We start from the raw sequence: 26,758 nt of genomic DNA, 5'->3' as shown, positions 1-26,758 counted from the left end.
AGATTGCCGGGGTCTGGGGCAGAGCCCCAGAGGAAGCACGCAAAGCGACCAGGCCGCCCGCAAAACAACCACCCGAAAAACAGGCAAAACTCAGCCCAACGGCCGAATCCCCCACCGAGCCCCCCAGGACTCACCAGGCGAAACCCAGATCAAATCCACCCCGGAGTTCAAAGCATCAGGCGGACAGGTCATCGGCTCCACAGCCACAGCCAACCCCCGCCCGGGAAACGAATCAGGCGTGAAAACCTGCACCCACCGAAAAGCAGGATCGGCCCAAACCTCAACCCCACCGCTCTCAGCGACCAGCGTGTGGTGCACCAGCCCGTCAGCCCCAGGCTCACACCCGCCGAACGGCGTGTCCAACCGAACCTCGGCCAACGACCGCCCGCTCCGGAAGTCGAACTCGGTCCCCTCCACAGGAACAGCCGGCCCAGAAGGAACCATCCGCTCGACATCCAACGGCAACACGGTGGTGGCAGCCAACGTCAGCACACACGATTCGGTGGAAGCGGCACCAGCCCGAGGATAAGGATGAGTACCAACCCCAAACGGCGTGGCGACATCCCCGACATTGGTAACCCCGTGCGTGACCGTCAACCCGCGATCATCCAACGCATAAGAAACGGTCACGTCCAAAGCAGCGGGCCACCCGGCCTGAGGCTCGATCAAAGTCCGCAACGACACCAAAGACCCGGTGTGCTCCAGAACGGCCCAGGGCCGCCGCCGCACCAGCCCGTGAATCGCGTTCCCCCGAGCAGGCTCGGTGACGTCGAGCTGCTGCCGCACCCCGTCCAGCTCCCACGTGGCACCCGCGGTCCGGTTGGGCCACGGCACCAGCACCGCGCCGGCGCTCATCGGCGGTTTCTCGTCGGGCCCGAACGTCTCCACGTACGGGACGCCGTCCACCTCGAAGGACCGCAGGCCCGCCCCTACAGTCGTGATCACGGCGGTGGCACCCTCGTACGAGATCCCCAACATGAGGCTGAAGCCTACGGGGCCGGTGGAAGGATTTGCCCATGAAGGTTCATCACCTCAACTGCGCCACGTTCCGGCCGCCCCTGGTCGCGGGCGGGCTGGTGGCCCACTGCCTGCTCATCGAGTCCGACCGGGGGCTGGTGCTGGTCGACACGGGCTTCGGCATGAACGAGGTGACGGACCCGAAGGCGACGATCGACGGGTTGAGCCGCAAGCTGCTGCGGCCGGCGCTCGACATCACCGAGACGGCGATCAGCCAGGTCGAGAAGCGCGGGTACACCGCCGACGACGTGCGGCACGTGCTGCTGACCCACCTCGACCTCGACCACGCCGGTGGGCTGCGCGACTTCCCGAAGGCCACCGTGCACGTGCTCGACACCGAGCTGGAGGCGGCGACCAACCCGCGCAACGCCAAGGAGCGCGCTCGGTACCCGAAGAAGCAACGCGAGGGCGTCACGTTCGAGACGCACAAGGCCGAGGGTGAGGACTGGTTCGGGTTCGAGGCCGTCAAGAGCATCGACGGCCTGCCCGAGGACGTCCTGATGGTGCCGCTGATCGGGCACACCAGGGGCCACACCGGCATCGCGGTCCGGTCCGACGACGGCTGGCTGCTGCACGCGGGCGACGCGTACTTCTACCGCGGCGAGGTCGAGACGCCGCCCAGCGACATCTTCGCCCTGAAGCTCTTCGGGAAGCAGACCGCGATGATCAACCAGCAGCGCGTGTCCAATGTGGAGCGTCTGCGCGAGCTCAAGGCCCAGGGCGAGGTCGAGGTGTTCTCCGCGCACGACCCGGTCGAACTGGCGCGCCTCGCGTGACGTTCATCCACCGGATCCGCCTCGACCAGGCCAGCGACACGCACCGCTACCCGTTCACGTTGCCGGTCGTCCAGCACCTGATCAGGCAGCCTCTGGAGCTCCGCAGCCCGATCACGTTCCTCACGGGCGACAACGGCGCGGGCAAGTCGACGCTGGTCGAGGCGATCGCGGTGGCGGCCGGGTTCAACGCGGAGGGCGGCACGCAGTCGTTCCGCTTCGCCACCAAGGCGACGGAGTCGTCGCTCGGCGAGCACCTGATCCTGAGCTGGGGCACCAGGAAGCCGCGGACGGGGTTCTTCCTCAGGGCCGAGTCGTTCTACAACGTCGCCACCGAGATCGACCGGATCGGCGAGGGGATCCACGCGTCGTACGGCGGGAAGTCGTTGCACGAGCGGTCACACGGCGAGAGCTTCATCGACCTGATGACGCACCGGTTCGGCAGCAAGGGCCTCTACGTGCTGGACGAGCCGGAGGCCGCGCTGTCGGTCAAAGGCTGCCTCACGGTCCTGCGCCGCATGCACGAGCTCGTCGAGGAGGGCTCGCAGTTCATCATCGCCACGCACTCGCCGATCCTGCTCGCGGCGCCGCGGGCCACGATCCTCGAGATCACCGACACCATCGACGAGATCTCCTACGACACAGCGGAACCGGTCCGGCTCACCCGCGGTTTCCTGGGCGATCCGGACCGGTTCCTGAAGCACCTGCTCGACTAGGGCCTGTGTCCTGGAGCCCTACTTGCCGAGGTTCTCCGGGTGGGTCTCCACCTTGCCGTGCAGCACGCGGTTGATGCCCCAGAGCACCAGACCGGCGAGCAGCAGCCAGCCCGCGATCTTGTAGTCGTCCCACGGACGGCCCGAGAGCACCGGCATGGCGAGGTACGCGCACGTGATCGCGCCGAGGACCGGGGCCCACGTCGGCGCCCGGAAGTGCTCGTGCTCGGACTTCTCCCGCCGCAGCACCAGGCACGCCACGTTGACGATCGTGAAGACGATCAGCAGCAGCAACGACGTGGTGCCGCCGAGCTTGCCGATGTCCGCCGTGGACACCAGGATCACCGCGACGCCGGTCGTGAAGACGATCGAGATCCACGGCGTGCGGCGGAACGGGTGCACCGTGCCGAAGAACGACGGGATGATCTTCTCGTTCGCCATGCCGTACAACAGCCTCGACGCCATCAGCATGTTGATCAGCGCCGAGTTGATGACGGCCAGCAGGCCGATCAACGCGAAGATCCACAGCGGGAAGCCCGGCGCGCCGACCGTGACGACCTTCAGCAACGCGCTGCTGCCCGCCTTCGCGAGCTCGTCGGACGGGATCAGCAGCGACGACGTGATCGCGACCAGCACGTAGATCAGGGCCGCGACGCCCATGCCGATCAGCATCGCGCGCGGGAAGATCTTGGCCGGGTTCTTGCACTCCTCGGCCATGTTGACCGAGTCCTCGAAGCCGACCATCGCGAAGAACGCGAGCGCCGTGGCCGAGGTGACCGCGAGCAGCACGCTGCTGCCGTCCGGCACGTGGATCTCGGTGAGCCTGCCGGGCTCGCCGTCGCCGTTCACGACGGCCCAGATGCCGATCAGGATGATGATCACCAGACCGGACAGCTCGATGCAGGTCAGCACCACGTTGGCCTTGACCGACTCCGAGACGCCGCGGAAGTTGATGACCGCCAGCGCCGCGATGAAGACGATCGCGATGCCGGTGATGACGAGCGACTCCGGCCGCAACGAGACGTCGAAGAACTCGACGAGCAACTGCCGCAGGTACGTGCGGCCGAACGCGAGCGCGGCCGACGACGCCGACGTGATGCCGGAGCACATGACGGCGAACGCGACCATGAACGTCAGGAAGTGGATCCCGAACGCTCTGTTCGTGTAGAGCGCGGCGCCGGCGGCCCTGGGGTACTTGCCGACGAGCTCGAGGTAGCTGAACGCGGTCAGGAACGCCACCACGAACGCGAGCAGGAAGGGCAGCCAGAGGGCGCCGCCGATCTTGCCGGCCACGTTGCCGGTGAGGGCGTAGATACCGGTGCCGAGGATGTCGCCGACGACGAAGAACAGCAGGAGCTTCGGGCCGATCGCCCGGTGCAGCTCTGGTTGCTCCGTTTGTGGAGTCGCTTCAGCCATGCCCGAAGATTCTGCCCGTTTCGCCTGGCCACCAGGCACGAACGGACGCCCACCTCACCCAATTGGTGTAACAATCGCACGATGAGACTCGCGGCAACCGCGATCATCGCCGTCCTGGCGCTGACCGCCTGCTCCTCGTCCGAACCCGCGAGCCAGGGCGACGGCCGGTACCGCGACGTGAAGAGCCTGGTGGCCGCGGTGACCAAGTCGGTCGGCGAGAAGAAGACCTACCGGTTCACCATCGCCCCGCCGGCCGCGGGCGGGGGCGTGCGGTACCCGTCGAGCGGTGCCGTGCGGCTCGGCGGCGAGGTGCCCGCCATGGACGCGACCACGACCCGTCCCGTGCAGAGCGGCGGCGAGGCGGTGGAGCTGCGGCTGGTGTCGACCACGCGGGACAGCGCGTTCGTGAAGCTGCCGGCGGCGGTGTTCGGGCTGCCCGCGGACAAGCCGTGGGTGAAGCTGGACCGCGCCGTGGACGACGACTTCACCACGACGTTGCTCGGGTTCCACGACGTCGTCTTCCAGCAGGCCGCGTTCACGACGTACCACCTGCCGGTGATGGAGGCGGGCGGGGAGATCAAGCTGACCGCGCAGATCGGCGGGACGACCCGGTACTCGATCTCCGTCGACTACCGGAAGGCCTACGACACCCTCACCGACGAGGGCCTGCGCAACGAGATCAAGCTCGCGCTGGACCAGAACGTGGCCGGGTCGACCGGCGAGATCGAGCTCGACGGCAGCGGCCTGCCCGTCCGCATCGCGTTCTACACGGAGTTCCAGGGCGCTCGGATCGTCGACGAGGCGCGCTTCTCCGGCTGGGGCGACGAGGTGGCGATCGCGGCGCCGAACGCGTCGGAGATCAGCTCGCGGAGTTGACGCGGTAGCGCCAGATCGCGGGCAGCGCGGCGACCATGACCACGCTCGCGACGACCACCAGCAGACCGCCGACCGACACCGCCGCGGCCGTGCCGAACGCCGCGCCACCGGTGCCGTGCAACAGGTCCGCGATGCGCGGCCCACCGGCCACGACCACGATGAACACGCCCTGCATCCGTCCGCGCATCTCGTCCGTCGCGGCGGACTGCAGGATCGCGCCGCGGAACGCCATCGACACCATGTCGGCGGCGCCGGCGAGCGCGAGGAACGCGGCCGCGACCCACAGCGAACCGGCGAGGCCGAACCCGGCGATCGCGAGGCCCCAGCCCACGACGGCGAGCGTCAGCGCGACACCGTGCCTGCTGACGTTGGAGATCCAGCCGGACGTGAGGCCGCAGAGGACGGCACCGACGGGGATCGCCGCGAACAGCACGCCGAGCGCGAACCCACCGCCCGCCGGGTCGCCGAACGTGTGCTGGGCCATCTCCGGGAACAGCGCCCGCGGCATGCCGAACACCATCGCGATGATGTCCAGCAGCATGCTCGCCATCAGCACCTTCTGGGCCCAGAGGTAGACGAACCCGTCCAGCACGTCCCGCAGGCCCGCGCGGCGCACCACGCCGTCCAGCGGGGGCATCGGCGGCAGCTTCCACACGGCGTAGACCGCGGCGATGAGCGCGACGGCGTCCACGAGGTACAGCGTCGAGAGCCCGACGACCGGCATGAACGCGCCCGCGAGCAACGGCCCGAGCACGGCACCGAACTGCATGACCGTGGAGCCCAGCGCGCCGGCCGACGGCAACAGCTCGGCGGGCACCAGCCTGGCGATCGACGCCGACCGCGCGGGCGCGTTGGCCGCGAAGAACACCTGTTGCAGCCCGAGCAACGCGATCACGAGCCACACCGAGCCGACGTTCATCGCCGCCTGCGCCCACAGCAGCACCGACGAGACGGCGATGCCGGTGTTGGTGACGAGCAGCAGCTTGCGGCGGTCGACCGTGTCCGCAATCGCGCCGCCCCACAGGCCGAAGACCAGCAGCGGGACGAGCGCGACGCCGGCCGCGATGCCGACCCAGGCGGACGACCCGGTGAGGTCGTAGACCTGCTTCGGCACGGCGACGGCGGTGAGCTGGGAGCCCACCGCCGTGACGATCGTGGAGATCCACAACCGGCGATAGGCGACGATCTTCAACGGTCGCGTGTCGATCACGAACGCCGAGCGCGTGCTTCTCCCCGCAGTGGTCACTTGGTTAGCCTATGGCAACTAACAAGCCCATTTCGTGGACTTGTCGCCAAGACCACTCGTCAGAGGCGCACCGGGTACACCGGCTCCGGCACCTTCGGGCTGATCCGGCCCTCGACGAAGATCCCGTGCCAGATCATGAAGCACAGCACGCTCCACAGCTGCCGGCTGCGGTCGAACTGCTCCGACTTGTGCTCGGCGAGCAGGTCGAGCACCGCGTTCTTGTCGAGCAGGTGACCGGTCTGCGAGTCGTTGATGATCCCGCGCGCCCAGTCGTACATCTCGGCGCGCAGCCAGTGCCGGATCGGCACCGGGAACCCGAGCTTCGGCCGGTTCAGCACGTGCGCGGGGATGATCTTCGCCAATGCCTTGCGCAGCGCGTACTTCGTGGTGCCCTCGGTGAGCTTCTGGTCGAGCGGCACCTCGGCCGCCACCCGGAACACCTCGGGGTCGAGGAACGGCACGCGCAGCTCGATCGAGTTGGCCATGGTGACCTTGTCGGCCTTGACCAGGATGTCGCCGCGCAGCCACGTGAAGAGGTCGATGTGCTGCATGCGCGCGACCGGGTCCCACGACTCCGACTCGCGGTACCAGGGCGCCGTGACGTCCTGGAAGCCGATGCCCTCGACGTAACCGGGGAACACCGCGCGCACCTGCGCGTCGCTGAAGTTGCGGGCGTTGCCGTAGTACCGCTCCTCCAGCCGGAGCGACCCGCGCCGCAGCAGGTCCTTGCCGCGCACACCCTCCGGAATGGACTTCGACACGGCACCCATGAGCTTGCGCACGCCGCCCGGCACCTTCTCGAACGGCGACAGCGACAGCGGCTCGTGGTAGATCACGTACCCGCCGAACAGCTCGTCCGCGCCCTCACCGGACAGCACGGCCTTGACGTACTTCCGCGCCTCCTTGGCGATGAAGTACAACGGCACCAACGCCGGGTCCGCCACCGGGTCGTCGAGGTACCAGATGATCAGCGGCAGCTCTTCCATCATCTCGTCCGGCGACACCGTCCGGACCACGTGCCGCACCCCGATCGCCGCTGCCGTCTCCGCCGCGACGTCGACCTCCGAGTACCCCTGCCGGTCGAACCCGCTGGTGAACGCGATGAGGTTCGGGTTGTGCTGCTTCGCCAGCGTCGCCGTGGCCGTGGAGTCGATACCGCCGGACAGGAACGCACCGACCGTGACGTCCGGGTCGGAGATCATGTGCTTGGCCACCGAGTCGCGCATCACGTCGGCAATGCGCTCGTGCAGCGCCTCGGCCTCGTGCGCCCCGTTGACCGGCCGCGGCGAGAACACGGGCTTGAAGTACCGGTTGAACAGCACCTGCCCACCCGGCGACACCTTGAACGACGTGCCGGACTCCACCCGCCGGATCGCCTTGTGCAGCGACTCGGGCTCCGGCACGTACTGGAGCACCAGGTAGTGCTGCAACGCCGTCTGGTCCAGCTCCTGGCTGATCCCCAGCACACCGGTCAGCTGCAGCAGGCTCTTCTTCTCGGACGAGAACCCGACCCCACCGGGCCCGGCGGCCCAGTACAGCGGCTTGATCCCGAACGGGTCGCGGGCGCCGAAGACAACCCGCTCCTGCGCGTCCCAGATCATGAACGCGAACATGCCGCGCAACATCTTGACCCAGTCCGCCCCGAGGTAGTGGTACCCCGCGACGATGGACTCGCCGTCACCGTTGGTCTTGAACTGCGCGCCGAACTTCCGCATGAGCTCCGCCCGGAGCTCCTTGTAGTTGTAGATCTCGCCGTTGAAGTTCAGCGTGTACCGCGTCGGGTTCTCCGGCGGCCCCCACACCAGCGGCTGGTGCGAGTGCTCGAGGTCGATGAACCCGAGCCGGTTGAACCCGTAGATGACCTCTTTGTCGGCCCAGGTGTCCTGCTCGTCCGGCCCCCGGTGCCGCTGACAACGCAACGCCGAAGCCACCGAGGCACGCGCGGACGCCGCAGTGGCTTCGGTGGAACAGATGAGTCCGAGCACTCCGCACACGGTTAATCGCACCTCGTAGCTAGCTGTTGCCGAATTCCCAGTATGACGAGTCCGGTATCGGACATTCGCGCCACCCGAAGGACGCCCGAGCCCCAGGTCAGGTTCCGCGAGGTGCGCCACGGCGGAAGGGGCGGTACCGACCGCACTGGCCCGCCCACCGCAACCACGCACGCAGGCCGGGCGCGCGGTGCCAACCGGCGCCCACCCGCACACGGCCGCCCACGCACGCAGCCTGGCGTGGCGAAGCCCAGCGAGCCGTCTGAACTGTGCCGCACCGGGAGCCGGTGCACACCAACCGGGGCGATTGGGGCTTCACCTCGAGGGGGGCGGGGTGCTGCCCCTCTGCACACGGCCGGCGGAACCGACACGAGCCCGCACAACCCGACCCGCACCCCAGGCCGACCCGCACCCCAGCCCACACGAACCCGACCCGCACGAAAAGGGGCGCCTCCCGCCCACAGGAAGCGCCCCAAGCCCAAAACCCCTACGGAGCTACTCGCTCCAAAGACCACCCGTCCCGCCCGAGCCGGAACCGCAGCCGGTCGTGCATCCGATCCCGCCGCCCCTGCCAGAACTCGACCTCCTCGGGCCGGATCCGCCACCCGCCCCAGTGCGGCGGCACCGGGATCTTCTCGGTGTCGGCGAACTGGCGCTCGATCTTGTGCAGCGCGGAATCCAAAGTGGACCGCCCACTCACCACACGCGACTGCGGCGAGGCCCAGGCCCCGATCTGCGACCCCCGCGGGCGCGAGTTCCAGTACTCGGCGGTCTCCACGGGTCCGACCTTCTCGACGACGCCGCGCACGTGCGCCTGCCGCTGCATCGCGAACCAGGGGAATGTGGCCGACGCGTAGCGCGTGGCCATCAGGTCGTGCGACTTGTTCGACGTGTAGTTGGTGAAGAACACCAGCCCGCGAGCGTCGAGACCCTTGGCCAGCACCGTCCGCGACGACGGACGGCCCTTCACGTCCGTGGTCGCCAGCACCATGGCGTTGGGTTCGGCGAGGCCGGCACCCGAGGCCTGGTCCAGCCAGAGCTGGAGCTGGTCGTGCCAGGTGGCGGCAAGCTCGGACTCGCTGAGCGAGCCCTGCTCGTAGGACACGCGCATCGCCGGCAGTGCGATGTTCGTGGTCTCCGTCATCGGCGAACCTCCAAGCGGCGGGCAGAACTCGTGGTCCCTGGACCCGCGACCATACGCACGGACAACGGATCCCGAAACCGCCTGCGCGGTGATGACCACCACCTGAACGGTGACTGTCCGTGCAAAGAACAGTTCTGGATCGAGTCCGTGATCGAGTCAGATGGCATCGAGCACACGTGTGACGGTGACCACGTCTTCACCCAGTGCGGTGGCGAGGGTTCCGCCTGCTGCCAAAGGAACGACGCTCCACCACTCACCGCCGTCCGATTCGCGCGCCACCGAGTCCAGGACCAGTTCCGTTCCGACGACCCGTTTGCCCGCCAAGCCGGCAGGCGATCCGTCTATCGACGGCGAGCCGACGACGAGTTGCTGGTGCAACAACGGCTTGCCGCAACGGGTTGCGCGCACGGTGGACGACAGCGCGCCGCTCGCCTCGCCGGCTCGGCCCAGCACGAGGACCTCGCGCGTCCGCAACTGTGCGTGACCGTCCAATTCGGCCTCCACGACTGCGGTGTGGTTCGCCCGGCCGGTCACGACGGTCGGTTCGGGCTTGTAACAAAGGTTTCCCTGAACGTGAAAACGCACGAGGGACGAAGACTCCGCACCGGACGAACCGGGCAGCAGCAGGGTCGCCGCAACACCTCGCAGTTCCAGGGAAGCTCCGCGTTCGACTTCGACGGTCAACGACAACGAATCGCCACCGAGAGGTGCCGTCACCGAGGAAACCAGGTGCACCAACGCAACCGGCCCCACCCGGCGGGCCGGCACCAATGTCAACGGTGTCATCGACCGCAGGACCCGCACGACGCTGTTGCCGTGCGGGTCCGGCGACACCACCAGCCGAGCCGAGGCCTTCACAGCTGGGCCAGCACCCACTTCGCCACCTCGGGCGCCTCCGGGGTCTCCACCAGCGACTGCGCGATGACGGGCAGCTCCCCGCGCATCCGGTGCGCGTCGGAGATCATCACGTCCATGTCAGCGCCGACGAACGGCGCCAGGTCGATCTTGTTGATGACCAGGAGGTCCGCCGTCGTCACGCCGGGCCCGCCCTTGCGGGGCACCTTGTCGCCGCCGGCGACGTCGACCACGAAGATCTGCCGGTCGACCAGCCCGCGCGAGAACACCGCCGTCAGGTTGTCGCCGCCGCTCTCGATGATCACCAGGTCCAGTCCGTCGAACCGGTGCTCCAGCCGCTCCACCGCGTCCAGGTTCGCCGTGATGTCGTCGCGGATCGCGGTGTGCGGGCAGCACCCCGTCTGCACGGCCTCGATCCGCGACGGGTCGAGCACGCCCGCCCGCCGCAGGAAGTCGGCGTCCTCGGTCGTGTAGATGTCGTTGGTGACGACCGCCAGCGACAGCTGCGACCCCAGCGCCCGGCACAGCGCCGCGGTCAGCGCGGTCTTGCCGCTGCCGACCGGACCGCCGATGCCGATGCGCGGCGCGGCGCCGTGGTGGTGATCATGCGGGTCGGGCCCGTGGTTAGCTCCCAAAGAGACGCACCCCTTCACGTCGTAGATGTGCTTCGGCCAGCAGGTCCAGGGCCGGCGAACCGAGCGCGGGCAGTTCCTTGCACGCCCGCGAAGCAACGTCTTGCACCGGCAGGCCTGCCACGATCGCGTTGACCCCGAACGGATCCAGCCCCAGCAACCGCACCGCCGCCGACGCGGGTCCGCTCACCGCGAGGTAGGCGCAGGTCAGGGCGGCCTCGAAGGGGTCATCGACCAGCACGCCGATCACCAGCGGCTGGTGCGGGTCCCTGGGCAGCGCCGCCAGCCGTTCGGACGGCCAGGCCCGGCGGGCCGCCCGCAGCATGCCCCTCCCCTGGGCCCGTGAAGCCTCGCGCTGGGCAGGGGAAGGCGTGCGGGCGTCCAGCTCCGCGTCCAAGACGTCGAGGTCCTCACCGCGCGCAGCCGCGGCCGCGAACCCCGCCGCCAGCAACCCCGCGCCGACCAACCGGCCGTGCAGGAACGACCGCAGCGAGGGCTCGTCGGACACGAGCCCGCGCGCGGCGGCCTCCTCCAGCCCGCCGGAGTGCACGTGGCCGCCGCCCGGGAAGCGGGAGTCGGCGAGGATCAGCGCGGTCAGCATCAGAACAGGAAGTACCGTTGTGCCATCGGCAGTTCCGCGACCGGTGACGGCTCGACCAGGTCGCCGTCGACGTGCACGGCGAAGCTGTCCGGGTCGACCCGCACGTCCGGCATCGCGTCGTTCAGCACCATGTCGGCCTTGGTCACCGACCGCGTGGAGGACACGGGCAGCACCCGCCGCGCGTACCGGTCGGCGATCCCGGCCTCCACGGCCTCGGGCGCCACGAAGAACACCGACGACGCGGCACCGGCCGTCGCACCGAACATCGGCCGCGCCCACACCGGTTGCGGCGTCGGGATCGAGGCGTTCGCGTCGCCCATCGCGCCCCACGCGATGAACCCGCCCTTCAGCACCACCGACGGCCGCACGCCGAAGAACTTGGGCTCCCACAGCACGAGGTCGGCGAGCTTGCCGACCTCGACCGACCCGACCTCGTCCGCGATGCCGTGCGCCACGGCGGGGTTGATCGTGTACTTGGCGACGTACCGCCGCGCCCGCAGGTTCGGGTCCATCGACCGGCGCGACGACATCACGTGCGCGGTCTGCCAGGTCCGGATGATCACCTCGCCGACGCGGCCCATCGCCTGCGAGTCCGACGAGATCATCGAGATCGCGCCGAGGTCGTGCAGCAGGTCCTCGGCGGCGATCGTGGTCGGCCGGATCCGCGACTCCGCGAACGCCAGGTCCTCCGGCACCGACGGGTTGAGGTGGTGGCACACCATCAGCATGTCGAGGTGCTCTTCGAGGGTGTTGACGGTGTGCGGGCGCGTCGGGTTGGTCGACGACGGCAGCACGTTCGGCAGCGAGACCACGCGGATGATGTCCGGCGCGTGCCCGCCGCCCGCGCCCTCGGAGTGGTACGCGTTGATCGACCGGCCCGCGATGGCGTCCACAGTGGACTCCAGGAAGCCTGCCTCGTTCAACGTGTCCGTGTGGATCGCGACCTGCACCCCGGACTCGTCCGCGATCCGCAGGCACGCGTCGATCGCGGCGGGCGTCGTGCCCCAGTCCTCGTGCAGCTTGAACCCGCCGGCGCCACCGGCGAGCTGCTCGCGCAGGCCTTCTTCGGAGACCGTGTTCCCCTTGCCCAGCAACAGGACGTTGACCGGCATGTGGTCCATCGACGTCAGCATGCGGTCGAGGTACCAGGCCCCCGGCGTGACCGTGGTGGCCTTCGTGCCCTCCGCCGGACCGGTGCCGCCACCGACCAGCGTCGTGAGCCCAGACGCCAGCGCCTCGTCCACGATCTGCGGGCAGATGAAGTGCACGTGGCAGTCGATGCCGCCCGCGGTCAGGATCTTCCCGTTGCCGGACAGGATCTCCGTCGACGGGCCGATCACCAGCGCGGGGTGCACGCCGTCCATCGTGTCGGGGTTGCCGGCCTTGCCGATCGCGACGATCCGCCCGTCCCGCACACCGACGTCGGCCTTGACGACACCCCAGTGGTCGAGGACGACCGCACCGGTGATGACCAGGTCGGGAGCGCCCTCGGCACGGGTCGCGACGCCCTGGCCCATCGACTCGCGGACGACCTTGCCGCCGCCGAAGATCACCTCGTCACCGGAGCCCGCACCGCGGCTCAGGTCCTCGGTGACCTCGATGAACAGGTCGGTGTCGGCGAGCCTGATGCGGTCGCCGACCGTCGGCCCGAGCAGTTCGGCGTAACGCTCGCGGTCGATCATCGCTGCAACCCCCGGACGATCCTCAAGCCTGCCAGCGGAACCAGCGTGACCTCGCGCTCGACGCCGGGCTCGAACCGCACGGCCGTACCGGCCGGGATGTCCAGCCGGTAGCCGAACGCGGCCTCGCGGTCGAACTCGAGCCCCGTGTTGACCGAGGCGAAGTGGAAGTGCGACCCGACCTGGACGGGCCGGTCGGCGGTGTTCACGACGACCATCGTCACGCGCGGCCGTCCGGGGTTGAGCTCGACGGGTTCGGACCCGACGACGACCTCCCCCGGCGCCGGACCGGCGGACGGCGCGATCGGGTGGTGCACGGTGACGAGCTTGGTGCCGTCGGGGAACGTCGCCTCCGCCTGCACCGAGTCGATCATCTCCGGGACGCCCCGCATGACCTGCTCCGGCGCGAGCACCGTGCGGCCGCTCTCCATGAGCTCGCTGACCGTGCGGCCGTCCCGCGCGCCCTCCAGCACGTGGTCGGTGATCAACGCGACGGCCTCGGGGTAGTTGAGCAGCACCCCGCGTTCGAGCCTCCGCCGCGCCACGTCGGCGGCGACGTGCACGAGGAGCTTGTCGCGTTCATGCGGCGTCAGATGCACCCCGCCGTTCTAACACGCGCGAGCGCGCTTTCCCGGAGTGGAAACACGGCCGAAACACGACCGCGTGTCCACCGACCGGTTGACAACCGGGGTCAGCGGCACGGTCGTCCCGCGCGACCCCCTCGAAAACGCAGGATTCACGACATGAACGCGATCCGAGTGAGGGGCCTGGTGAAGGCCTACAAGGGCCACCAGGCGGTGGCAGGGGTGGACCTCGACGTCGCCCGCGGTGAGGTCTTCGCGGTCCTCGGACCGAACGGCGCCGGCAAGACCACGAGCGTCGAGATCCTGGAGGGGCACCGCGACCGCGACGCCGGTGAGGTCAGCGTGCTGGGCGTCGACCCGGCCAGGGGCGGCCGCGAGTGGCGTTCGAAGCTCGGCATCGTCCTGCAGAGCGCGACGGACGCGGCGACGTTGTCGGTGCGCGAGGCCGTCCGCCACTACGCCAGGTACTACGGCGACCCGCGTGACCCGGACGAGGTCATCGACCTCGTCGGGCTCACCGAGAAGGCGAAGTCCCGCGCCGGCACGCTGTCCGGCGGCCAGCGGCGCAGGCTCGACGTGGCGCTCGGCATCATCGGACGCCCGGAGCTCGTGTTCCTGGACGAGCCGACCACCGGGTTCGACCCCGAGGCGCGGCGCCAGTTCTGGGGCCTGATCAGGCTGCTCGCCTCCGAGGGCACCACGATCCTGCTGACCACGCACTACCTGGACGAGGCCGAGGCGCTCGCCGACCGCGTCGCCGTGCTCGCGGGCGGCCGGATCGTCGCCGAGGGGACGCCGCGGACGCTCGGGGGTCGCGCACACGCCGACGCCACCGTCCGCTGGTTATCCGACCGCGGCCACCAGGAGATCAGGACCTCCGAGCCCACCAAAGTGATCGCCGACCTGTCCCGCCACGGCGAGCTGGCCGAGCTCACCGTCACCCGCCCGTCGCTGGAAGACGTCTACCTGGAGCTGATCAATTGATTACCGCTGTCGCGTCCAAGGCGGCCGCCCTGCCCTCGCTGCTGTCGCTCGGTCTCGCGAGGGGTGGGACCGAGCTGCGGGAGTTCTTCCGGCAGAAGGAGAACCTCCTCTTCACCGTCTCGCTGCCCGCACTGCTGATGCTGCTGCTCGGCACCGTGTACGTGAAGGAACCCGCCGCCGCGCAGATGTTCGCGGCCAGCATGATCGGCGCCGGCATCATCTCGACGTCGTTCGTCGGGCTCGGCATGAGCGTCGTGGCCGACCGCGAGGACGGCACGCTCAAGCGCCTGCGCGGCACGCCGATGCCGTTCACGTCCTACTTCATCGGCAAGATCGTCCTGGTCTTCGTGTCGAGCCTCTTCGAGGCCGTGCTGCTGGTCGTGGTCGGGCTGCTGCGGTTCGACCTGGAACTGCCTTCGAGCGCGGAGAAGTGGCTGACGTTCGCCTGGGTCTTCTCCCTCGGCGTCGTCGCGTGCTCGCTGATCGGTGTGGCGCTGAGCTCGATCGCGAAGTCCACCCGCAGCGCGGCGGGCGTGCTGAACCTGCCGTACGTCGTGCTGCAGTTCCTCAGCGGCGTGTTCATCATGCAGTCGGCCCTGCCCGAGTCGCTGCGCACGGCGGGCTCGCTCTTCCCGCTGAAGTGGGTGTGTCAGGGTTTCCGCTCGGTGTTCGCACTGGACGACGGCTACGCGGTCATGGAGGCGGCGGGATCATGGGAGCTCGGCAAGGTCGCGCTGGTGCTCGGGGCGTGGACGATCGTGGGCCTGGTCCTCGTCAGCAGGACGTTCAAGTGGAGCAACACCAGCCGCTGACGACCTGGTACGTGCTGTTCGCACTGACCCAGGTCACCACCATCACCCTCGTCCTGCTGGACGCCAACCCCCTCGCCGACCGGCTGACGGCGGCGGGGTTGCTCGTCCTGAACTCCGCGTGGTTCGTCGCGTTCGGACTGCGGCTGATGAGGAAGGGCGTCGAGGACTGGCGGGGCCTCGTCTACGCCGCCGGTTCGCTCGCCCTCTGGGCCCCGGCGGTCTGGCTGACCGGCAACGCCACGTTCGCGCTGTTCGGCCTCGTTCCGCAGATCTACATGATGATGCCGGTGACGTGGGCGTTCTTCCCGATGGTGGTCTTCGTCTTCACGCCGCAGCTGCTGACCTGGCTGGCGGGCGCCGACCCCGCGCTCCCCTGGCCCGGCGCGCTGCTGATCGTCGGCTTCTCCCAGGCGTTCGGCTGGGCGGTGAGCCGGATCGCGCAGCAGAACGAACAACGCGGCGAACTCCTGCAACGCATCGAGGCGCTGACCCTCGAAGCCGAACGCGCCCGTTGGTCCGCCGAGATCCACGACACCCTGGCCCAGGGCTTCACCTCGATCATCACCTTGTTGCAGGGCGCCCAACCGAACGTGGAACTCGCTTTGCAGACCGCACGCGAGAACCTCCGAGAGGCCCGCGCGCTGGTCGCGTCCAACGCACCGTCGCCTTTGGACGGTTCCTCGCTGGAGGACGCGTTGCGCCGCCTGGTCTCCGGCGTCTCACTGCCGTCCGCCTTCCGCGTGATCGGCGACGCCCGCCCGCTGGCGACCTCGGCCGAGGTGGTGCTGCTGCGCACCGCGCAGGAGGCGCTGACCAACGTCGCGCGGCACTCGGGAGCGTCCCGCGTCGACGTGGTGATGAGGTTCGACGAGGACGGCGTCTCGCTGGAGGTGCGCGACGACGGCCGCGGCTTCGGCGACGCCCCGGAGGGCTTCGGCCTGCGGGGCATGCGTGCACGGCTCGAACAGGTCGGTGGCACGCTGTCGCTGTCTTCGGACGAGGGGGCGTCAGTGCTGGTGGAGGTACCGCTGTGATCAGGATCTTGCTCGTGGACGACCACCCCGTGGTGCGCCAGGGGCTGCGCGGGATGCTCGTGGGGGACGACCTGGAGGTGGTCGGGGACGCAGGCTCGGGCGCCGAGGCGATCGCTCAGGCCGCCGCGTTGAAGCCGGACGTCGTGCTGATGGACCTGCGGATGCCCGAGATGGACGGGGTGGCCGCCACCGCTCGGATCGTGGGGACCGGGCCTCGGGTGCTGGTGTTGACCACTTACGAGACCGATTCGGACATTCTTCGCGCGGTGGAGGCCGGGGCTTCCGGGTACCTGTTGAAGGACTCGACCACCGAGGACCTGATCGCGGCCATCCGGGCGGCGGCGCGCGGGGAGACGGTGCTGGCGCCGTCGATGGTGGCCAAGGTGGTCGGGCAGGTCAGGACGCCGCCTCTGTCGGCGCGCGAGTCCGAGGTGCTGAGGTTGGTGGCGAAGGGCCTGTCGAACGCCGAGATCGGCCGGGCGCTGTTCATCTCGGAGGCGACGGTGAAGACGCACCTGTTGCGGGTGTTCAACAAGCTGGGCGTGTCGGACCGGACGGCAGCGGTCACCACGGCGATGGATCGCGGCATGCTGACGTGACCCAGGACACCCGGCTGTCACCTGCCGGCCACCGGCCTGCAACACTGTGAACTCCGGCAACGGCGCCGGTCAGGTCCCGTTCAGCTCGTCCACCGCCCCGGAGGCGTGACCACATGACCCAGACCGCCGATCCGACCTCGTTGGTGCTTCCAGCCGAGCTCAAGCCGTCTGACGGCCGCTTCGGCTGTGGACCGTCCAAGGTGCGTCCCGAGGCCGTGCAGGCCCTCGCCACCGAGGGTGCCGCGCTGCTCGGCACTTCGCACCGGCAGAAGCCCGTCAAGAACCTCGTCGGCCGTGTCCGCTCCGGACTGCGCGACCTGTTCCAGCTGCCCGAGGGCTACGAGGTCGTGCTCGGCAACGGCGGCACCACGGCGTTCTGGGACGCGGCGTCCTTCGGGCTCGTGCGCGAGACCGCCCAGCACTTCACCAACGGTGAGTTCTCCTCCAAGTTCGCGAAGGTCACGCAGACCGCGCCGTTCCTGAAGGACTCGCTGGTCACCAAGGCGGAGCCGGGCACCGCGCCCGAGCTGTTCTACGCCGAGGGCGCCGACCTGGTCGGCTGGGCGCAGAACGAGACGTCGACCGGTGTCGCGATGCCCGTGACCCGGATCGAGGGTTCGGGCGACGCGCTGATCGCGATCGATGCCACGTCCGGTGCCGGTGGTCTGCCGGTCAAGGCCGAGGACTTCGACGTCTACTACTTCGCGCCGCAGAAGTCGTTCGCGAGCGACGGTGGTCTGTGGCTCGCGCTGATGTCTCCGAAGGCGCTGGAGCGCGTCGAGGAGCTCAAAGACCGGTGGGTGCCGGAGTTCCTGTCGCTGCCGACGGCGCTCGACAATTCCACGAAGGATCAGACGTACAACACGCCGTCGGTCGCCACGCTGTTCCTGCTGGCGCACCAGATCGACTGGATCAACGGCAACGGTGGTCTCGACTGGGCCGTCGCGCGCACCAAGGACTCGAGCGACCGGCTGTACTCGTGGGCCGAGAAGACCGCGTACACCACGCCGTACGTCGAGAAGGCCGCTGACCGGTCGCAGGTCGTCGGCACGATCAACTTCGCTGACGACGTGGACGCCGCGACCGTGGCGAAGGTGTTGCGCGCCAACGGCATCGTGGACGTCGAGCCGTACCGCAAGCTCGGCAAGAACCAGCTGCGCGTCGCGATGTTCCCGGCCATCGAGCCGGACGACGTCACGATCCTCACGCAGGCGATCGACTGGGTCGTCGGCCAGCTCTGACACCGCGAGCAAACCTGGGGCGCACCGAGTTTCCGGTGCGCCCCAGGGCTTTTCAGGCGAGTGCCTCCGTGGGCGACTGGCGTGCCGCCCGCACCGCCGGGTAGACGCCGGCGATGGCGCCGATGAGGACCGCCGAGCCCGCTCCCCCGAGCAGGGCCGGCCACGGCAGTGCCGCCGGCCAGTGCTGACTGATCGAATATCCGGCCGTGACCGCGATCCCCACGATCACGCCGACCAGTCCGCCGAGGCCGGACAGCAGCACCGACTCGGTCAGGAACTGCCACCTGATCTGCCTGCGGGTCGCCCCGAGCGCCCGCCGCAGACCGATCTCCCTCCGGCGTTCCAGCACCGAGATCACCATCGTGTTCGCCACGCCGACGCCACCCACCAACAACGCGACTCCGCCCAGGCCCAGGAACAGCGCGTTGTAGGAACTCTCGGCCAGCTGCTGCGCCTCCAGCGCCTCGGACGGCCGGGAAACCTTGACCTCGTTGGACTTCTCCGGGTTCAGCGTCGGGCCGAGCAGGGTGCGGACGTTGTCGACCTGGTCGGGCGTCGTGCGCACGTAGACCGTGTTCGCGTGGCCCTCGAACCCGAACGCCTCCTTGGCCGCGTCCCAGCCGATCAGCACCGAGCGGTCGATCTCCGGCGAGAGCGGCAGCGGGCCGAGGATGCCGACGACGGTGAACCACTGCCCGTCGATCCACAGCTGCACACCGGGCTTGTCGATGCCGAGACGCGAGGCCGCGGTGCCCCCGAGCACCACCGCCTTCTCGCCCGACGACAGCCAGCGGCCCGCGCGGACCTCGGCGTTCAGCACCTTCAGCAGGTCCTGCTCCGCCGCCTGCACCTGCAGGCCGAGCGTGTCGCTGGCCGGCACGAGGTCGTTCTTGCGGGCGTTCGCGGAGATCTTGCCGGTGGCGCTGGCCGCCGACACCGCGCCGATCCGCTTGGCCATCGGCACCGCCGTCTCCGGCAACTTCGCGTCCTGGCCGAAGAAGTCCTGGCCGGGCGCGGCGGTCAGGAGGTTGGTGCCCAGCTTGGACATCTTCTCCTGCAACGCCGCCGCGCTGGAGGCCGGGATGCCGACCACCGCGACCACCGCGGCGATGCCGATCGCGATGCCCAGGGCGGAGAGCACGGCGCGGATCGGGCGGGTCCGCATGCCGAAGAAACCGAGTCGCAGCAGGTCGATCACAACGCCCTCCCGACGAGAACCCGCGTCCGGGAAGTCGCCGCCGTGGCAGCGACAACCGGCACAAGGCGAAGGGCACCCGTGCTCACCGCAGGGTGCGAGACGCGCGGCACGACTTCCCGCATCGCACCAGCACGGCGTTGGTGCGATCGGCGGCCCTGCTCGCCGTCGAGGCCCGCGGAGCTGATGTCAGACGGCAAGGCCCGGAGCGTGGGAGTCATACGATCACCCCGTCGCGGACCTCGACGCGGCGCGGCGCCCAGGCCGCGATGTCCCGGTCGTGCGTGATCATCACGATCGTCGTGCCGTCGGAGTTGAGGCTTTCCAACAACTCCAGCACGCCGGCGCCGTTCTTCGTGTCCAGGTTCCCGGTCGGCTCGTCGGCTAGCAGGATGCCCGGCGTGTTCACGACGGCGCGGGCGATCGCGACGCGCTGGCGTTCGCCGCCGGACAGCTCGTGCGGCTTGTGCAGCGCCCGGTGGATCAGGCCGACCCTGTCCAGGGCGGACATCGCGAGAGCCCGTCGCTTCGAGCGCGGCACACCGGCGTAGACGAGGCCTGCGGCCACGTTCTCGATCGCGGACAGCCCCTCGGTGAGGAAGAACTGCTGGAACACGAACCCGATCGTGCGGGCCCGCAGCGCCGACAAAGCGTTGTCGGACATGGTCGAGATGTCGTGGCCGTCGATCTCGACCTTGCCGGCGGTCGGCTTGTCGAGCGTGCCCATCAGGTGCAGCAGCGTCGACTTCCCCGAGCCGGACGGGCCCACGATCGCGAGCAGCTCCCCGCCCCCGACGGTCAGGGAGACGTCGCGCAACGCCTGCACGCCACCGGGGTAGGTCCTGCTCGCGTGGTCGACGGTGATCACTCCGTGGTCACCACCTTCATGCCCTCGGCCAGGCCTTCGCCCTGCACCTCGACCTGCCCCTTGGCGAAGATGCCGACGGTGACCGGGATGGTCCTGCCGTCCTCGGTGACCACGCCGTAGCCGCCCTCGTTCAACGCGAGCAGCGCGCCGATGGGGACCGCGAGCACGCCCTGCTTCTTCGACACCGTGAACAACGCCGTCACGTTGGCCGTGTCCAGGCCTTCCGCCGCCTTGGGGTCGTCGACGGAGATCGTCAGCACGATCTTCGGCTTGGAACCCTGGTTCGGGTCGCCCGCGGTGCGGGTGATGCCGGTGATCGTGCCGGTGGTGGGCTTGCCGCCGGAGATCGACAGCTCGACCTTCTCGCCCTGCTTGGCGAGGCGCTGCTTGGCCGAGTCGAGCTCGACGGTCACGGCGCGCTCGGTGCCGGTGACCTTCAGCAGGTCACCGCCCGCGGGGGCGCCGAGCTGGCCCGTCACCGACGAGACGCGGACCGCTCCCGGCTGCACGACCACGTCGCCGGAGCCGAGCTTTCCGGTCTGCTCCAGGCCGTTGGCCTTCTGCCACTTCTTCAGCGCGGTGGCCGTGTAGTAGGTGAACTTCTCGTCGGGGGTGCCGAAGTCCTTGAACCCCAGTGCGGCGAGGTTCTCCTCCACCACCTTGACGTCGGGTCCGTTCGACATGCCCTGCTCGAGGTCGCGGTAGAGCGGCATCTGGCCGTAGAACAGCGGCACCGGCTTGGCGTCCGCGTGGAACACCGGCTTGCCCTGCTCGATGACGTCGCCCTGCTTCGGCAGGCCGGTGACCGTGCCGCTTTTCCGGCTGGCCAGTGCCCGTTCCGCGCCGAAGCCGAGCTGGCCGGTCACCGACTGCTGGTCGGCGAGGTTCGTCCTCTTCACGGCCGCGGTCTTCGCCGGGTCGTTCTGCAACGGGGCGGCGTTGGCCTGGTTGGACGCGATCCTCGTGAGCACCACGACCCCGCCGGTGCCGAGCACCACGGCGGCGACGAGGGCGGCGATGACGATCTTCCTGTTCACGCGGCGCTTCATCCGACGGGCCTCGCCGCGACCATGCCGCCGTTCTCGAGGCCGCAGTCCTTCATGTCCTGCTTGACCTTCTCGTCCTCCATGTCGGGCAGCTCGATCGGCTCCAGCGGCTGGCCGACACCACCCTCGAACTGCGGGTCCGGCCAGTTGTAGCCCTTGTCCCGCATGCACTTCGCCTGCTGGCGCATCTTGTCCTGGTCCTCGGGCGACGGCGGCTTGAACTCACCACCGTTGGGCAGGAACTTCTTGCACGCCTCGTGCGCGGTCTTCATCTTCTCCGGGTCGAGCCCGCCCTCGCCGCCGATCGTGATGCCGACACCCCCGCCGTCCTCGCTCGGATCCGGCATGTCGATGCCGTTCTCCCGCATGCACTTGGCGAACTGGATCGAGTCGCCCTTCTCGTCCTTCTCGGCGTCGGCCGGCTGGTCCTTCGACCCGCAGGCGGTGAGCGCCAGCAGCAGGCCCAGCAGCACTGCGATGGTGGTTTTCATGGCGACAGGTCTACGGAGGCCGTCATTCGGCGGCGTTAAGCGAAAGGGCTTATCCGGCGCTTATGCCCGTTCCCCGGAAAATGGGCGCCATGCGTGTGCTGGTGGTCGAGGACGAACAGCTGCTCGCGGACACGATCGCCGAGGGGCTGCGCAGGTTCTCGATGGCGGTCGACGTCTGCTACGACGGCGAGGCGGCGTTGGAGCGCGTGGGGGTGCACGCGTACGACGTCGTGGTGCTCGACCGCGACCTGCCCCTCGTGCACGGGGACGAGGTGTGCAAGGCGGTGCACGCGACCGGCGGCGAGGCGCGGGTGCTGATGCTGACGGCGGCGGCCGAGGTGGACGACCGGGTGGCCGGGCTCGGGCTCGGCGCCGACGACTACCTGACCAAGCCGTTCGCGTTCGCCGAGCTCGTGGCCCGCGTGCAGGCGCTGGGCCGCCGTGCTCGTCCCGCGCTGCCGCCGGTGCTCCGGCGGGCGGGCGTGACGCTCGACCTGCCGCGGCACCAGGCGATGCGGGAGGGGAGGTTCCTGCCCCTCTCCCCGAAGGAGTTCGCGGTGCTGGAGGTGCTGATGCGGGCGGAGGGCAACGTCGTGAGTGCCGAGGAGCTGCTGGAGAAGGCCTGGGACGAGCACGCGGACCCGTTCACCAACGCCGTGCGGGTGGCGGTGATGACGCTGCGCCGGAAGCTGGGCGCGCCGCAGGTCATCGAGACCGTGCCCGGCGCCGGCTACCGGTTCGGCTCGTGAAGCTCAGGACCAGGCTGACGGCCTGGTACGCCGGGGTCTTCCTGATCGCGGGCATCGCGCTGATCGGCCTCAACTACTGGTTGCTCGCCGAGTGGATGCCGCTGGAGGGGATGGCGGTGTCCCGCGCGCTGCCCACCGAGGCGGCCGCGACGTACCCCGGCATCGCGGCGGTCGAGGCGGGTGTCCTGCCCGCGGACACCCTGGTGGTCAGCGGCGCGGACTTCGCCGCGGACACGATGAACACCGTCCTGTGGCAGTCCGTCATCGCGTTGCTGGTCGCCGCGGTGATCGCCGTCTGGCTCGGCTGGGTCGTGGCCGGACGGGTGCTGGCGCCGCTGCACTCGATCACCTCCACCGCGCACCGGCTGGAGGCGGAGCAACTGGACCGGCGGATCGAGCTGGACGGGCCGCCGGACGAGCTCAAGGAGCTGGCGGACACCTTCGACGGCATGCTCGACCGGCTCGCGTCGTCGTTCGACAGCCAGAAGCGGTTCGTCGCGAACGCCTCGCACGAGCTGCGCACGCCGCTGGCGGTGCAGCGGACGCTGATCGAGGTCGCGCTGGGCGCTCCGGACGCGTCCGACGACATCCGCCGCCTCGGGGCGCACCTGCTCGACACGAACGAACGGAGCGAGAAGCTCATCGACGGGCTGCTGCTGCTCGCTCGCAGTGACCGCGGGCTCGCCACGCGTGAGCTCGTGTGGCTGGACGAGGTGATCGACGACGAAATCGAGACGTGCGCGGCACTCGCCGCGGAGAAAAAGGTCACGTTTGGAGTTCGGTCGCGCAGGTATCTGGTGGACGGTGACCCGGTCTTACTAGCCCACCTCGTCGGCAACCTGTTGCGCAACGCGGTCCTCTACAACGAGCCGGGCGGCTCCGTCACCGTCGAGCTTGATCGAGAACTGATCGTCTCCAACACCGGTCCCACCGTGCCTGCCCAGGCAGTACCCGGGTTGTTCGAACCCTTCCGACGTCTGCGCGACCGGACCGGGACCGCCGGATCGGGTCTCGGGCTGTCGATCGTGCAGTCCGTGGCGAGGGCTCACCACGGTTCGGTGAAGGCTCGTCCGAACGGGGGAGGAGGACTGGTGGTCCACGTGAACCTTCCGGAAACGGGCGTGCGGCAACCCTCGTGAACTGGCAAGATCACGTAGAGATATCGGCGAGTCTCCCACTCATGGAGGGCTCGTTGTCCTAACGTTGTCTGCTGGCGAGGTGCGAATTCAGGGAGGCCACGATGCGAGCGCTGCGAGTCATCGGGCTCGACGAGGACGGCAAGTCCGTCATCCTCGAGGACCCCGAAAACCGCGGCGAGCGCTTCACGCTCCCCGCGGACGAGCGTCTTCGGGCGGCCCTGCGCGGTGACCTCGCGCGCCTCGGCCAGATGCAGATCGAGTCCGGCGAGGCCCAGATGCGGCCGCGCGAGATCCAGTCCCGCATCCGCGCCGGCGAGTCGATCGAGCAGGTCGCGGCCGCCGCGGGCATGCCGGCGCACCGCATCGAGCGCTTCGCCTACCCCGTCCTGCTGGAGCGCTCGCGCACGGCCGACATGGCCCAGCGCGCGCACCCGGTCCGCGAGGACGGCCCGGATGTGCAGACGCTCGGCGAGGTCGTCGCGCACTCGTTCGGCCTGCGCGGCCACGACCTGTCCGACACGAAGTGGGACTCGTGGAAGGGCGACGACGGCCGCTGGATCGTGCAGCTGCACTGGACGACCGGGCGTTCGGACAACCGCGCGCACTGGGCGTTCCACCCGGGTGCCCAGGGCGGCACGGTCACGGCGCTCGACGACGCGGCCGTCGACCTGATGGACCCGAACCCGAACCGCACGCTGCGCACGGTGCGTCCGGTGACGCAGCTCGCGCGGCAGGCCCTGGAAGCGACTCCGGTGCTCCCTCCCATCCCCGTGATGGAGGAGCCGCCGGCACCGACGGTCCCGGCGCAGGCTCCCGCCCCCGTGGCGGCACCGGTCGTGGCCGAGAAGCCGGTCGTCCAGGAGAAGCAGCCCGAGCCTGAGCCCGCTCCCGTTCCCGCCGCACCGGCACCGCCGGTGAAGAAGGAGCAGGAGCCCGCCGCGGAGAAGCCGGTCCGCAAGGACCCTCCTCCGAAGCGGGGGAAGAAGAACCACCCCATCGTCCCTTCGTGGGAAGACGTTTTACTGGGCGTGCGGTCGAACCGCTGAGTGAGAAGCTGACGCCGTGGGACGTCGTGTCGCGCTGGCTGCCGGAGTGGGTGCACTCCTCGGGCTGGCCTGGTGGGGACTGTTCGAGCTCCTCGCCTCGGGAGCTGTGTGCACCAAGGACGACTGGGGCTGCCTCGGGGCCTTCGTGACCTCGATACCGGTCTTCGCCGTGGCGGGGTCGGTGGTGGGCGGGCTCGCACTGCGATCGCTGAAGGTGTCGCGGGCATGGCTGGTGGCCGTGCCCGCGACCCTCATGGCGGTGGTCGCGATGGTGTTGTTGCTGGGCGTGACCTTTGTGTCGTTCGCGGTGTTCGCCGCGCTGTACGCGTTGATCGCCGTGCTGACGGGCGCGCGTCGTGAAGGTCCTGTGGAGACTTCGGGCTGATCTGCCCGCGAAGCGCCTTGATCGAGTAGTTCTGGGCGCATGTTGTCGCGCACTGTTGTGGGGGCGGGCGCCGGGATCCTCGCCGGTGCCGGGTTCGCGCTGACGCTCGACGGGCTCACGCGGTACTGCTACCTCCGGCCCGGACGCTCCGGCTGCGGTCTGCAGGGTCCGGTGCTGTACCCGCCGGTCTTCGCGTTCTGGATGGCCGTCGCGGGCTTGCTGATCTGGGCGGGGTTCCGGGTCGTGCGGCAGCAGCGCGGGTGGCTCGCGACCGCGATCGGCAGCGTGCTGTGGGTCGTTCTGATCGTGGCGGTCCTGTGGTTCCGGTACACCTACCTGGACCTGGTTCAGGAGGACGGACACTTCTTCGTCCTGGTCGCGGCGGTGGTGGTGCCGTGCGTCGCCTACGGGTCAGCGGGCATGATCAGTGGATCGAGGCGGGAGGTCGTGTGAGGCAGGCGTGGGCAGCGGGCGCCGGGGCGTTGTGCGGGGCCGGGTGGTTCGCGTCGGTCGAACCCGCCACCGACCTGACGTGTCCCGAGAGCGGGATCGGGTGCGCGGTCCTGGCCCTCTTCGTCCTCCTCCCGGCGCTGATAGTCGTCTGGGGAGTCGTCGGCTGGGGCCTGTTGCGGCTGGTGCGGTTCCCCGTGGCCGGGCGGACCGCCGCCCTGGGCACCGCCGGAGCGGTGCTGCTGGTGATCATCAGCTCGTTCAGCCTGCGGTTCGTGCAGGTCCAGTTGCCGGAGTGGAGCGGGATCCTCGTGGTCGCCGCCGGGACTGCTTGCGGGTACGCCTTGGCCTCGGTGGTGACCGCTGGTTACCGTGGGAGGCGTGACGGAGCAGAGCACCGCGGGCAAGACGGGTAGGACGGGACGCCGGCTGCTGTTCCGGGTCGTGCTGTCGATGGCCGTCGGCGCCGGGCTGGTGCTCGGGTGGACGTGGGCCTACGAGTCGGGCTTCCTCAAGTCGTGGCTCGACAGCACGTCGATGTCGACGTTCCTGCTGCTGGTGCTGATCGGACTGCCGATCGCGCTCGTGTCGTCCCTCGTGCTGGCCGGGCCGGTCCTGTGGGTCTTCGGGGTGCGGCCGGTGTGGCCGATCATCCTGCTCGGACCGGTCGTGCTGGGCGTCGGGCTCTACTTCAAGCTGCACGAACCGGCGATGGCGTGGTTCACCAACCGGCACCACGCCGAGGCGTTGCTCGCGGCCGTCGCCTACGGCCTCGTCGGCCTGTTCACCTTCAAGAGGGCGTAGGCACCTCGTCGAGCAGGTTCAGGTCCCAGCCCTCGCGTTCGCACCAGTCCTCGGCGTCCTCGCGGGAGACGAGCACCGCGTGCCGGGGGCGTGGTCCCGCCAGGTGGTCCCAGCCGTCGGGGGCGAGCACGTAGTTCACCCCGTCGTGTGAAGCGATGAGCCGTCCGTGTGGAAACGCCATCGTCTGCTCAGTTCGCAGAAACCGCGTCATGGTGGTCATCGTGCCCTTGACCTCGACCTAAGTCGAGCCGGGAGGCTCCGGTGGGGAGAAAAACCGGATGCTGACTGTCGGTCCTCCTTCGTACTTTGGAGAGGACCTGGAGGGGGCTCGTCGCGTGAGCGATCAACGTAACTCGACAATTCAGACCTTGCGGAGGTTGTGGCCGTA

Annotated in this window: 30 protein-coding genes; 15 read left to right on the top strand and 15 right to left on the bottom strand. The window is 69.4% G+C overall.

Annotation, left to right across the window (positions count from 1 at the left end):
• Window positions 1-90: 90 nt before the first annotated feature.
• Window positions 91-978 carry an aldose 1-epimerase family protein gene (locus tag BMY74_RS02940; protein WP_089908918.1) on the bottom strand — a complete coding sequence of 296 codons (888 nt, stop codon included), beginning with the start codon at window positions 976-978 and terminating at the stop codon, window positions 91-93.
• A 38-nt stretch (window positions 979-1,016) separates the two neighbouring features.
• Between BMY74_RS02940 and BMY74_RS02935 the strand changes: the two genes are divergently transcribed.
• Both BMY74_RS02935 and BMY74_RS02930 read left to right on the top strand, forming a co-directional pair.
• The gene (locus tag BMY74_RS02935) at window positions 1,017-1,793 is read left to right on the top strand and encodes an MBL fold metallo-hydrolase (RefSeq protein ID WP_089908915.1); all 777 of its coding nucleotides are present in this window, start codon (window positions 1,017-1,019) and stop codon (window positions 1,791-1,793) included.
• Window positions 1,790-2,506: an AAA family ATPase gene (locus BMY74_RS02930; RefSeq protein WP_089908912.1), complete on the top strand. Its 717-nt coding sequence runs from the start codon at window positions 1,790-1,792 to the stop codon at window positions 2,504-2,506. The genes BMY74_RS02935 and BMY74_RS02930 overlap by 4 nt, the downstream gene beginning before the upstream one ends.
• Before the next feature lie 18 nt (window positions 2,507-2,524).
• On the opposite strand, the gene BMY74_RS02925 is transcribed toward BMY74_RS02930, so the two are convergent.
• Window positions 2,525-3,919 carry an APC family permease gene (locus BMY74_RS02925; protein WP_089908909.1) on the bottom strand — a complete coding sequence of 465 codons (1,395 nt, stop codon included), beginning with the start codon at window positions 3,917-3,919 and terminating at the stop codon, window positions 2,525-2,527.
• An 81-nt stretch (window positions 3,920-4,000) separates the two neighbouring features.
• On the opposite strand from BMY74_RS02925, the gene BMY74_RS02920 reads away from it, so the two are divergent.
• Window positions 4,001-4,795 carry a hypothetical protein gene (locus BMY74_RS02920; RefSeq protein WP_089908906.1) on the top strand — a complete coding sequence of 265 codons (795 nt, stop codon included), beginning with the start codon at window positions 4,001-4,003 and terminating at the stop codon, window positions 4,793-4,795.
• On the opposite strand, the gene BMY74_RS02915 is transcribed toward BMY74_RS02920, so the two are convergent.
• From BMY74_RS02915 to BMY74_RS02880, 8 genes are all read right to left on the bottom strand, one after another.
• Window positions 4,779-6,041 (bottom strand): MFS transporter, encoded by a 1,263-nt coding sequence (locus BMY74_RS02915; RefSeq protein ID WP_245785855.1) that lies wholly within the window; start codon window positions 6,039-6,041, stop codon window positions 4,779-4,781. The genes BMY74_RS02920 and BMY74_RS02915 overlap by 17 nt on opposite strands.
• A gap of 59 nt (window positions 6,042-6,100) precedes the next feature.
• Window positions 6,101-8,035, bottom strand: coding sequence for an asparagine synthase (glutamine-hydrolyzing) (gene asnB / locus BMY74_RS02910; protein ID WP_089908904.1), 1,935 nt, complete (start codon window positions 8,033-8,035; stop codon window positions 6,101-6,103).
• 484 nt (window positions 8,036-8,519) lie between these two features.
• Window positions 8,520-9,176 carry a pyridoxamine 5'-phosphate oxidase gene (gene pdxH, locus BMY74_RS02905; protein WP_089908901.1) on the bottom strand — a complete coding sequence of 219 codons (657 nt, stop codon included), beginning with the start codon at window positions 9,174-9,176 and terminating at the stop codon, window positions 8,520-8,522.
• 156 nt (window positions 9,177-9,332) lie between these two features.
• Window positions 9,333-10,013: an urease accessory protein UreD gene (locus tag BMY74_RS02900; RefSeq protein WP_342716578.1), complete on the bottom strand. Its 681-nt coding sequence runs from the start codon at window positions 10,011-10,013 to the stop codon at window positions 9,333-9,335.
• A 17-nt stretch (window positions 10,014-10,030) separates the two neighbouring features.
• Window positions 10,031-10,666: an urease accessory protein UreG gene (gene ureG, locus BMY74_RS02895; protein ID WP_342716577.1), complete on the bottom strand. Its 636-nt coding sequence runs from the start codon at window positions 10,664-10,666 to the stop codon at window positions 10,031-10,033.
• A complete protein-coding gene (locus BMY74_RS02890; RefSeq protein ID WP_177229578.1) occupies window positions 10,656-11,267 on the bottom strand; it encodes an urease accessory protein UreF in 612 nt (203 codons plus the stop codon). Before BMY74_RS02890 ends, ureG begins: the two co-directional genes overlap by 11 nt.
• Entirely contained in the window at window positions 11,264-12,946 is a 1,683-nt protein-coding gene (locus BMY74_RS02885) for an urease subunit alpha (protein WP_089908889.1), read from the bottom strand. Before BMY74_RS02885 ends, BMY74_RS02890 begins: the two co-directional genes overlap by 4 nt.
• On the bottom strand, window positions 12,943-13,542 hold the full coding sequence (locus BMY74_RS02880) for an urease subunit gamma (RefSeq protein ID WP_089908886.1): 600 nt from the start codon (window positions 13,540-13,542) through the stop codon (window positions 12,943-12,945). The genes BMY74_RS02885 and BMY74_RS02880 overlap by 4 nt, the downstream gene beginning before the upstream one ends.
• 144 nt (window positions 13,543-13,686) lie before the next feature.
• On the opposite strand from BMY74_RS02880, the gene BMY74_RS02875 reads away from it, so the two are divergent.
• The 5 genes from BMY74_RS02875 (at window position 13,687) to serC (ending at window position 18,197) form a co-directional block, all read left to right on the top strand.
• On the top strand, window positions 13,687-14,511 hold the full coding sequence (locus BMY74_RS02875; RefSeq protein WP_089908883.1) for an ABC transporter ATP-binding protein: 825 nt from the start codon (window positions 13,687-13,689) through the stop codon (window positions 14,509-14,511).
• Window positions 14,508-15,323 carry an ABC transporter permease gene (locus BMY74_RS02870; protein WP_245785854.1) on the top strand — a complete coding sequence of 272 codons (816 nt, stop codon included), beginning with the start codon at window positions 14,508-14,510 and terminating at the stop codon, window positions 15,321-15,323. The genes BMY74_RS02875 and BMY74_RS02870 overlap by 4 nt, the downstream gene beginning before the upstream one ends.
• Window positions 15,302-16,357 carry a sensor histidine kinase gene (locus BMY74_RS02865; protein ID WP_177229537.1) on the top strand — a complete coding sequence of 352 codons (1,056 nt, stop codon included), beginning with the start codon at window positions 15,302-15,304 and terminating at the stop codon, window positions 16,355-16,357. Before BMY74_RS02870 ends, BMY74_RS02865 begins: the two co-directional genes overlap by 22 nt.
• Entirely contained in the window at window positions 16,354-16,956 is a 603-nt protein-coding gene (locus BMY74_RS02860) for a response regulator transcription factor (protein ID WP_089908877.1), read from the top strand. The genes BMY74_RS02865 and BMY74_RS02860 overlap by 4 nt, the downstream gene beginning before the upstream one ends.
• A 113-nt stretch (window positions 16,957-17,069) precedes the next feature.
• Window positions 17,070-18,197: a phosphoserine transaminase gene (gene serC, locus BMY74_RS02855; RefSeq protein ID WP_089908874.1), complete on the top strand. Its 1,128-nt coding sequence runs from the start codon at window positions 17,070-17,072 to the stop codon at window positions 18,195-18,197.
• A gap of 52 nt (window positions 18,198-18,249) precedes the next feature.
• Here the strand turns inward: serC and BMY74_RS02850 are convergent, their stop codons facing one another.
• The 4 genes from BMY74_RS02850 to BMY74_RS02835 form a co-directional block, all read right to left on the bottom strand.
• Window positions 18,250-19,362: an ABC transporter permease gene (locus tag BMY74_RS02850; protein ID WP_089910368.1), complete on the bottom strand. Its 1,113-nt coding sequence runs from the start codon at window positions 19,360-19,362 to the stop codon at window positions 18,250-18,252.
• Between the two features lie 247 nt (window positions 19,363-19,609).
• Window positions 19,610-20,260, bottom strand: coding sequence for an ABC transporter ATP-binding protein (locus BMY74_RS02845; protein WP_089908871.1), 651 nt, complete (start codon window positions 20,258-20,260; stop codon window positions 19,610-19,612).
• Window positions 20,257-21,297, bottom strand: a complete 1,041-nt coding sequence (locus BMY74_RS02840; RefSeq protein ID WP_245785853.1) for a peptidoglycan-binding protein — start codon at window positions 21,295-21,297, stop codon at window positions 20,257-20,259. Before BMY74_RS02840 ends, BMY74_RS02845 begins: the two co-directional genes overlap by 4 nt.
• A gap of 8 nt (window positions 21,298-21,305) precedes the next feature.
• The gene (locus BMY74_RS02835) at window positions 21,306-21,797 is read right to left on the bottom strand and encodes a hypothetical protein (protein WP_245785852.1); all 492 of its coding nucleotides are present in this window, start codon (window positions 21,795-21,797) and stop codon (window positions 21,306-21,308) included.
• Window positions 21,798-21,886: 89 nt separating this feature from the next.
• Here BMY74_RS02835 and BMY74_RS02830 point away from each other — a divergent pair, with 89 nt between their 5' ends.
• The 7 genes from BMY74_RS02830 (at window position 21,887) to BMY74_RS02800 (ending at window position 26,370) form a co-directional block, all read left to right on the top strand.
• On the top strand, window positions 21,887-22,546 hold the full coding sequence (locus BMY74_RS02830; RefSeq protein WP_089910362.1) for a response regulator transcription factor: 660 nt from the start codon (window positions 21,887-21,889) through the stop codon (window positions 22,544-22,546).
• A complete protein-coding gene (locus BMY74_RS02825; RefSeq protein WP_089908865.1) occupies window positions 22,543-23,685 on the top strand; it encodes a sensor histidine kinase in 1,143 nt (380 codons plus the stop codon). Before BMY74_RS02830 ends, BMY74_RS02825 begins: the two co-directional genes overlap by 4 nt.
• Window positions 23,686-23,786: 101 nt before the next feature.
• Window positions 23,787-24,731 (top strand): septation protein SepH, encoded by a 945-nt coding sequence (gene sepH, locus BMY74_RS02820; protein WP_089908862.1) that lies wholly within the window; start codon window positions 23,787-23,789, stop codon window positions 24,729-24,731.
• 16 nt (window positions 24,732-24,747) lie between these two features.
• Window positions 24,748-25,116: a hypothetical protein gene (locus BMY74_RS02815; RefSeq protein WP_143091416.1), complete on the top strand. Its 369-nt coding sequence runs from the start codon at window positions 24,748-24,750 to the stop codon at window positions 25,114-25,116.
• A gap of 39 nt (window positions 25,117-25,155) precedes the next feature.
• Window positions 25,156-25,569, top strand: coding sequence for a hypothetical protein (locus BMY74_RS02810; RefSeq protein WP_143091415.1), 414 nt, complete (start codon window positions 25,156-25,158; stop codon window positions 25,567-25,569).
• Window positions 25,566-25,982, top strand: coding sequence for a hypothetical protein (locus BMY74_RS02805; RefSeq protein ID WP_089908854.1), 417 nt, complete (start codon window positions 25,566-25,568; stop codon window positions 25,980-25,982). Before BMY74_RS02810 ends, BMY74_RS02805 begins: the two co-directional genes overlap by 4 nt.
• Window positions 25,948-26,370: a hypothetical protein gene (locus BMY74_RS02800; protein ID WP_089908851.1), complete on the top strand. Its 423-nt coding sequence runs from the start codon at window positions 25,948-25,950 to the stop codon at window positions 26,368-26,370. The genes BMY74_RS02805 and BMY74_RS02800 overlap by 35 nt, the downstream gene beginning before the upstream one ends.
• On the opposite strand, the gene BMY74_RS02795 is transcribed toward BMY74_RS02800, so the two are convergent.
• The gene (locus BMY74_RS02795; RefSeq protein WP_245785851.1) at window positions 26,357-26,581 is read right to left on the bottom strand and encodes a hypothetical protein; all 225 of its coding nucleotides are present in this window, start codon (window positions 26,579-26,581) and stop codon (window positions 26,357-26,359) included. The genes BMY74_RS02800 and BMY74_RS02795 overlap by 14 nt on opposite strands.
• Between the last annotated feature and the right edge of the window lie 177 nt (window positions 26,582-26,758).

Origin of the sequence: Lentzea albida (assembly GCF_900111005.1) — a bacterium.
In the GTDB taxonomy this organism is placed as follows: Bacteria; Actinomycetota; Actinomycetes; order Mycobacteriales; family Pseudonocardiaceae; genus Lentzea; species Lentzea albida.
This window is presented reverse-complemented; position numbering and strand designations above follow the sequence as displayed.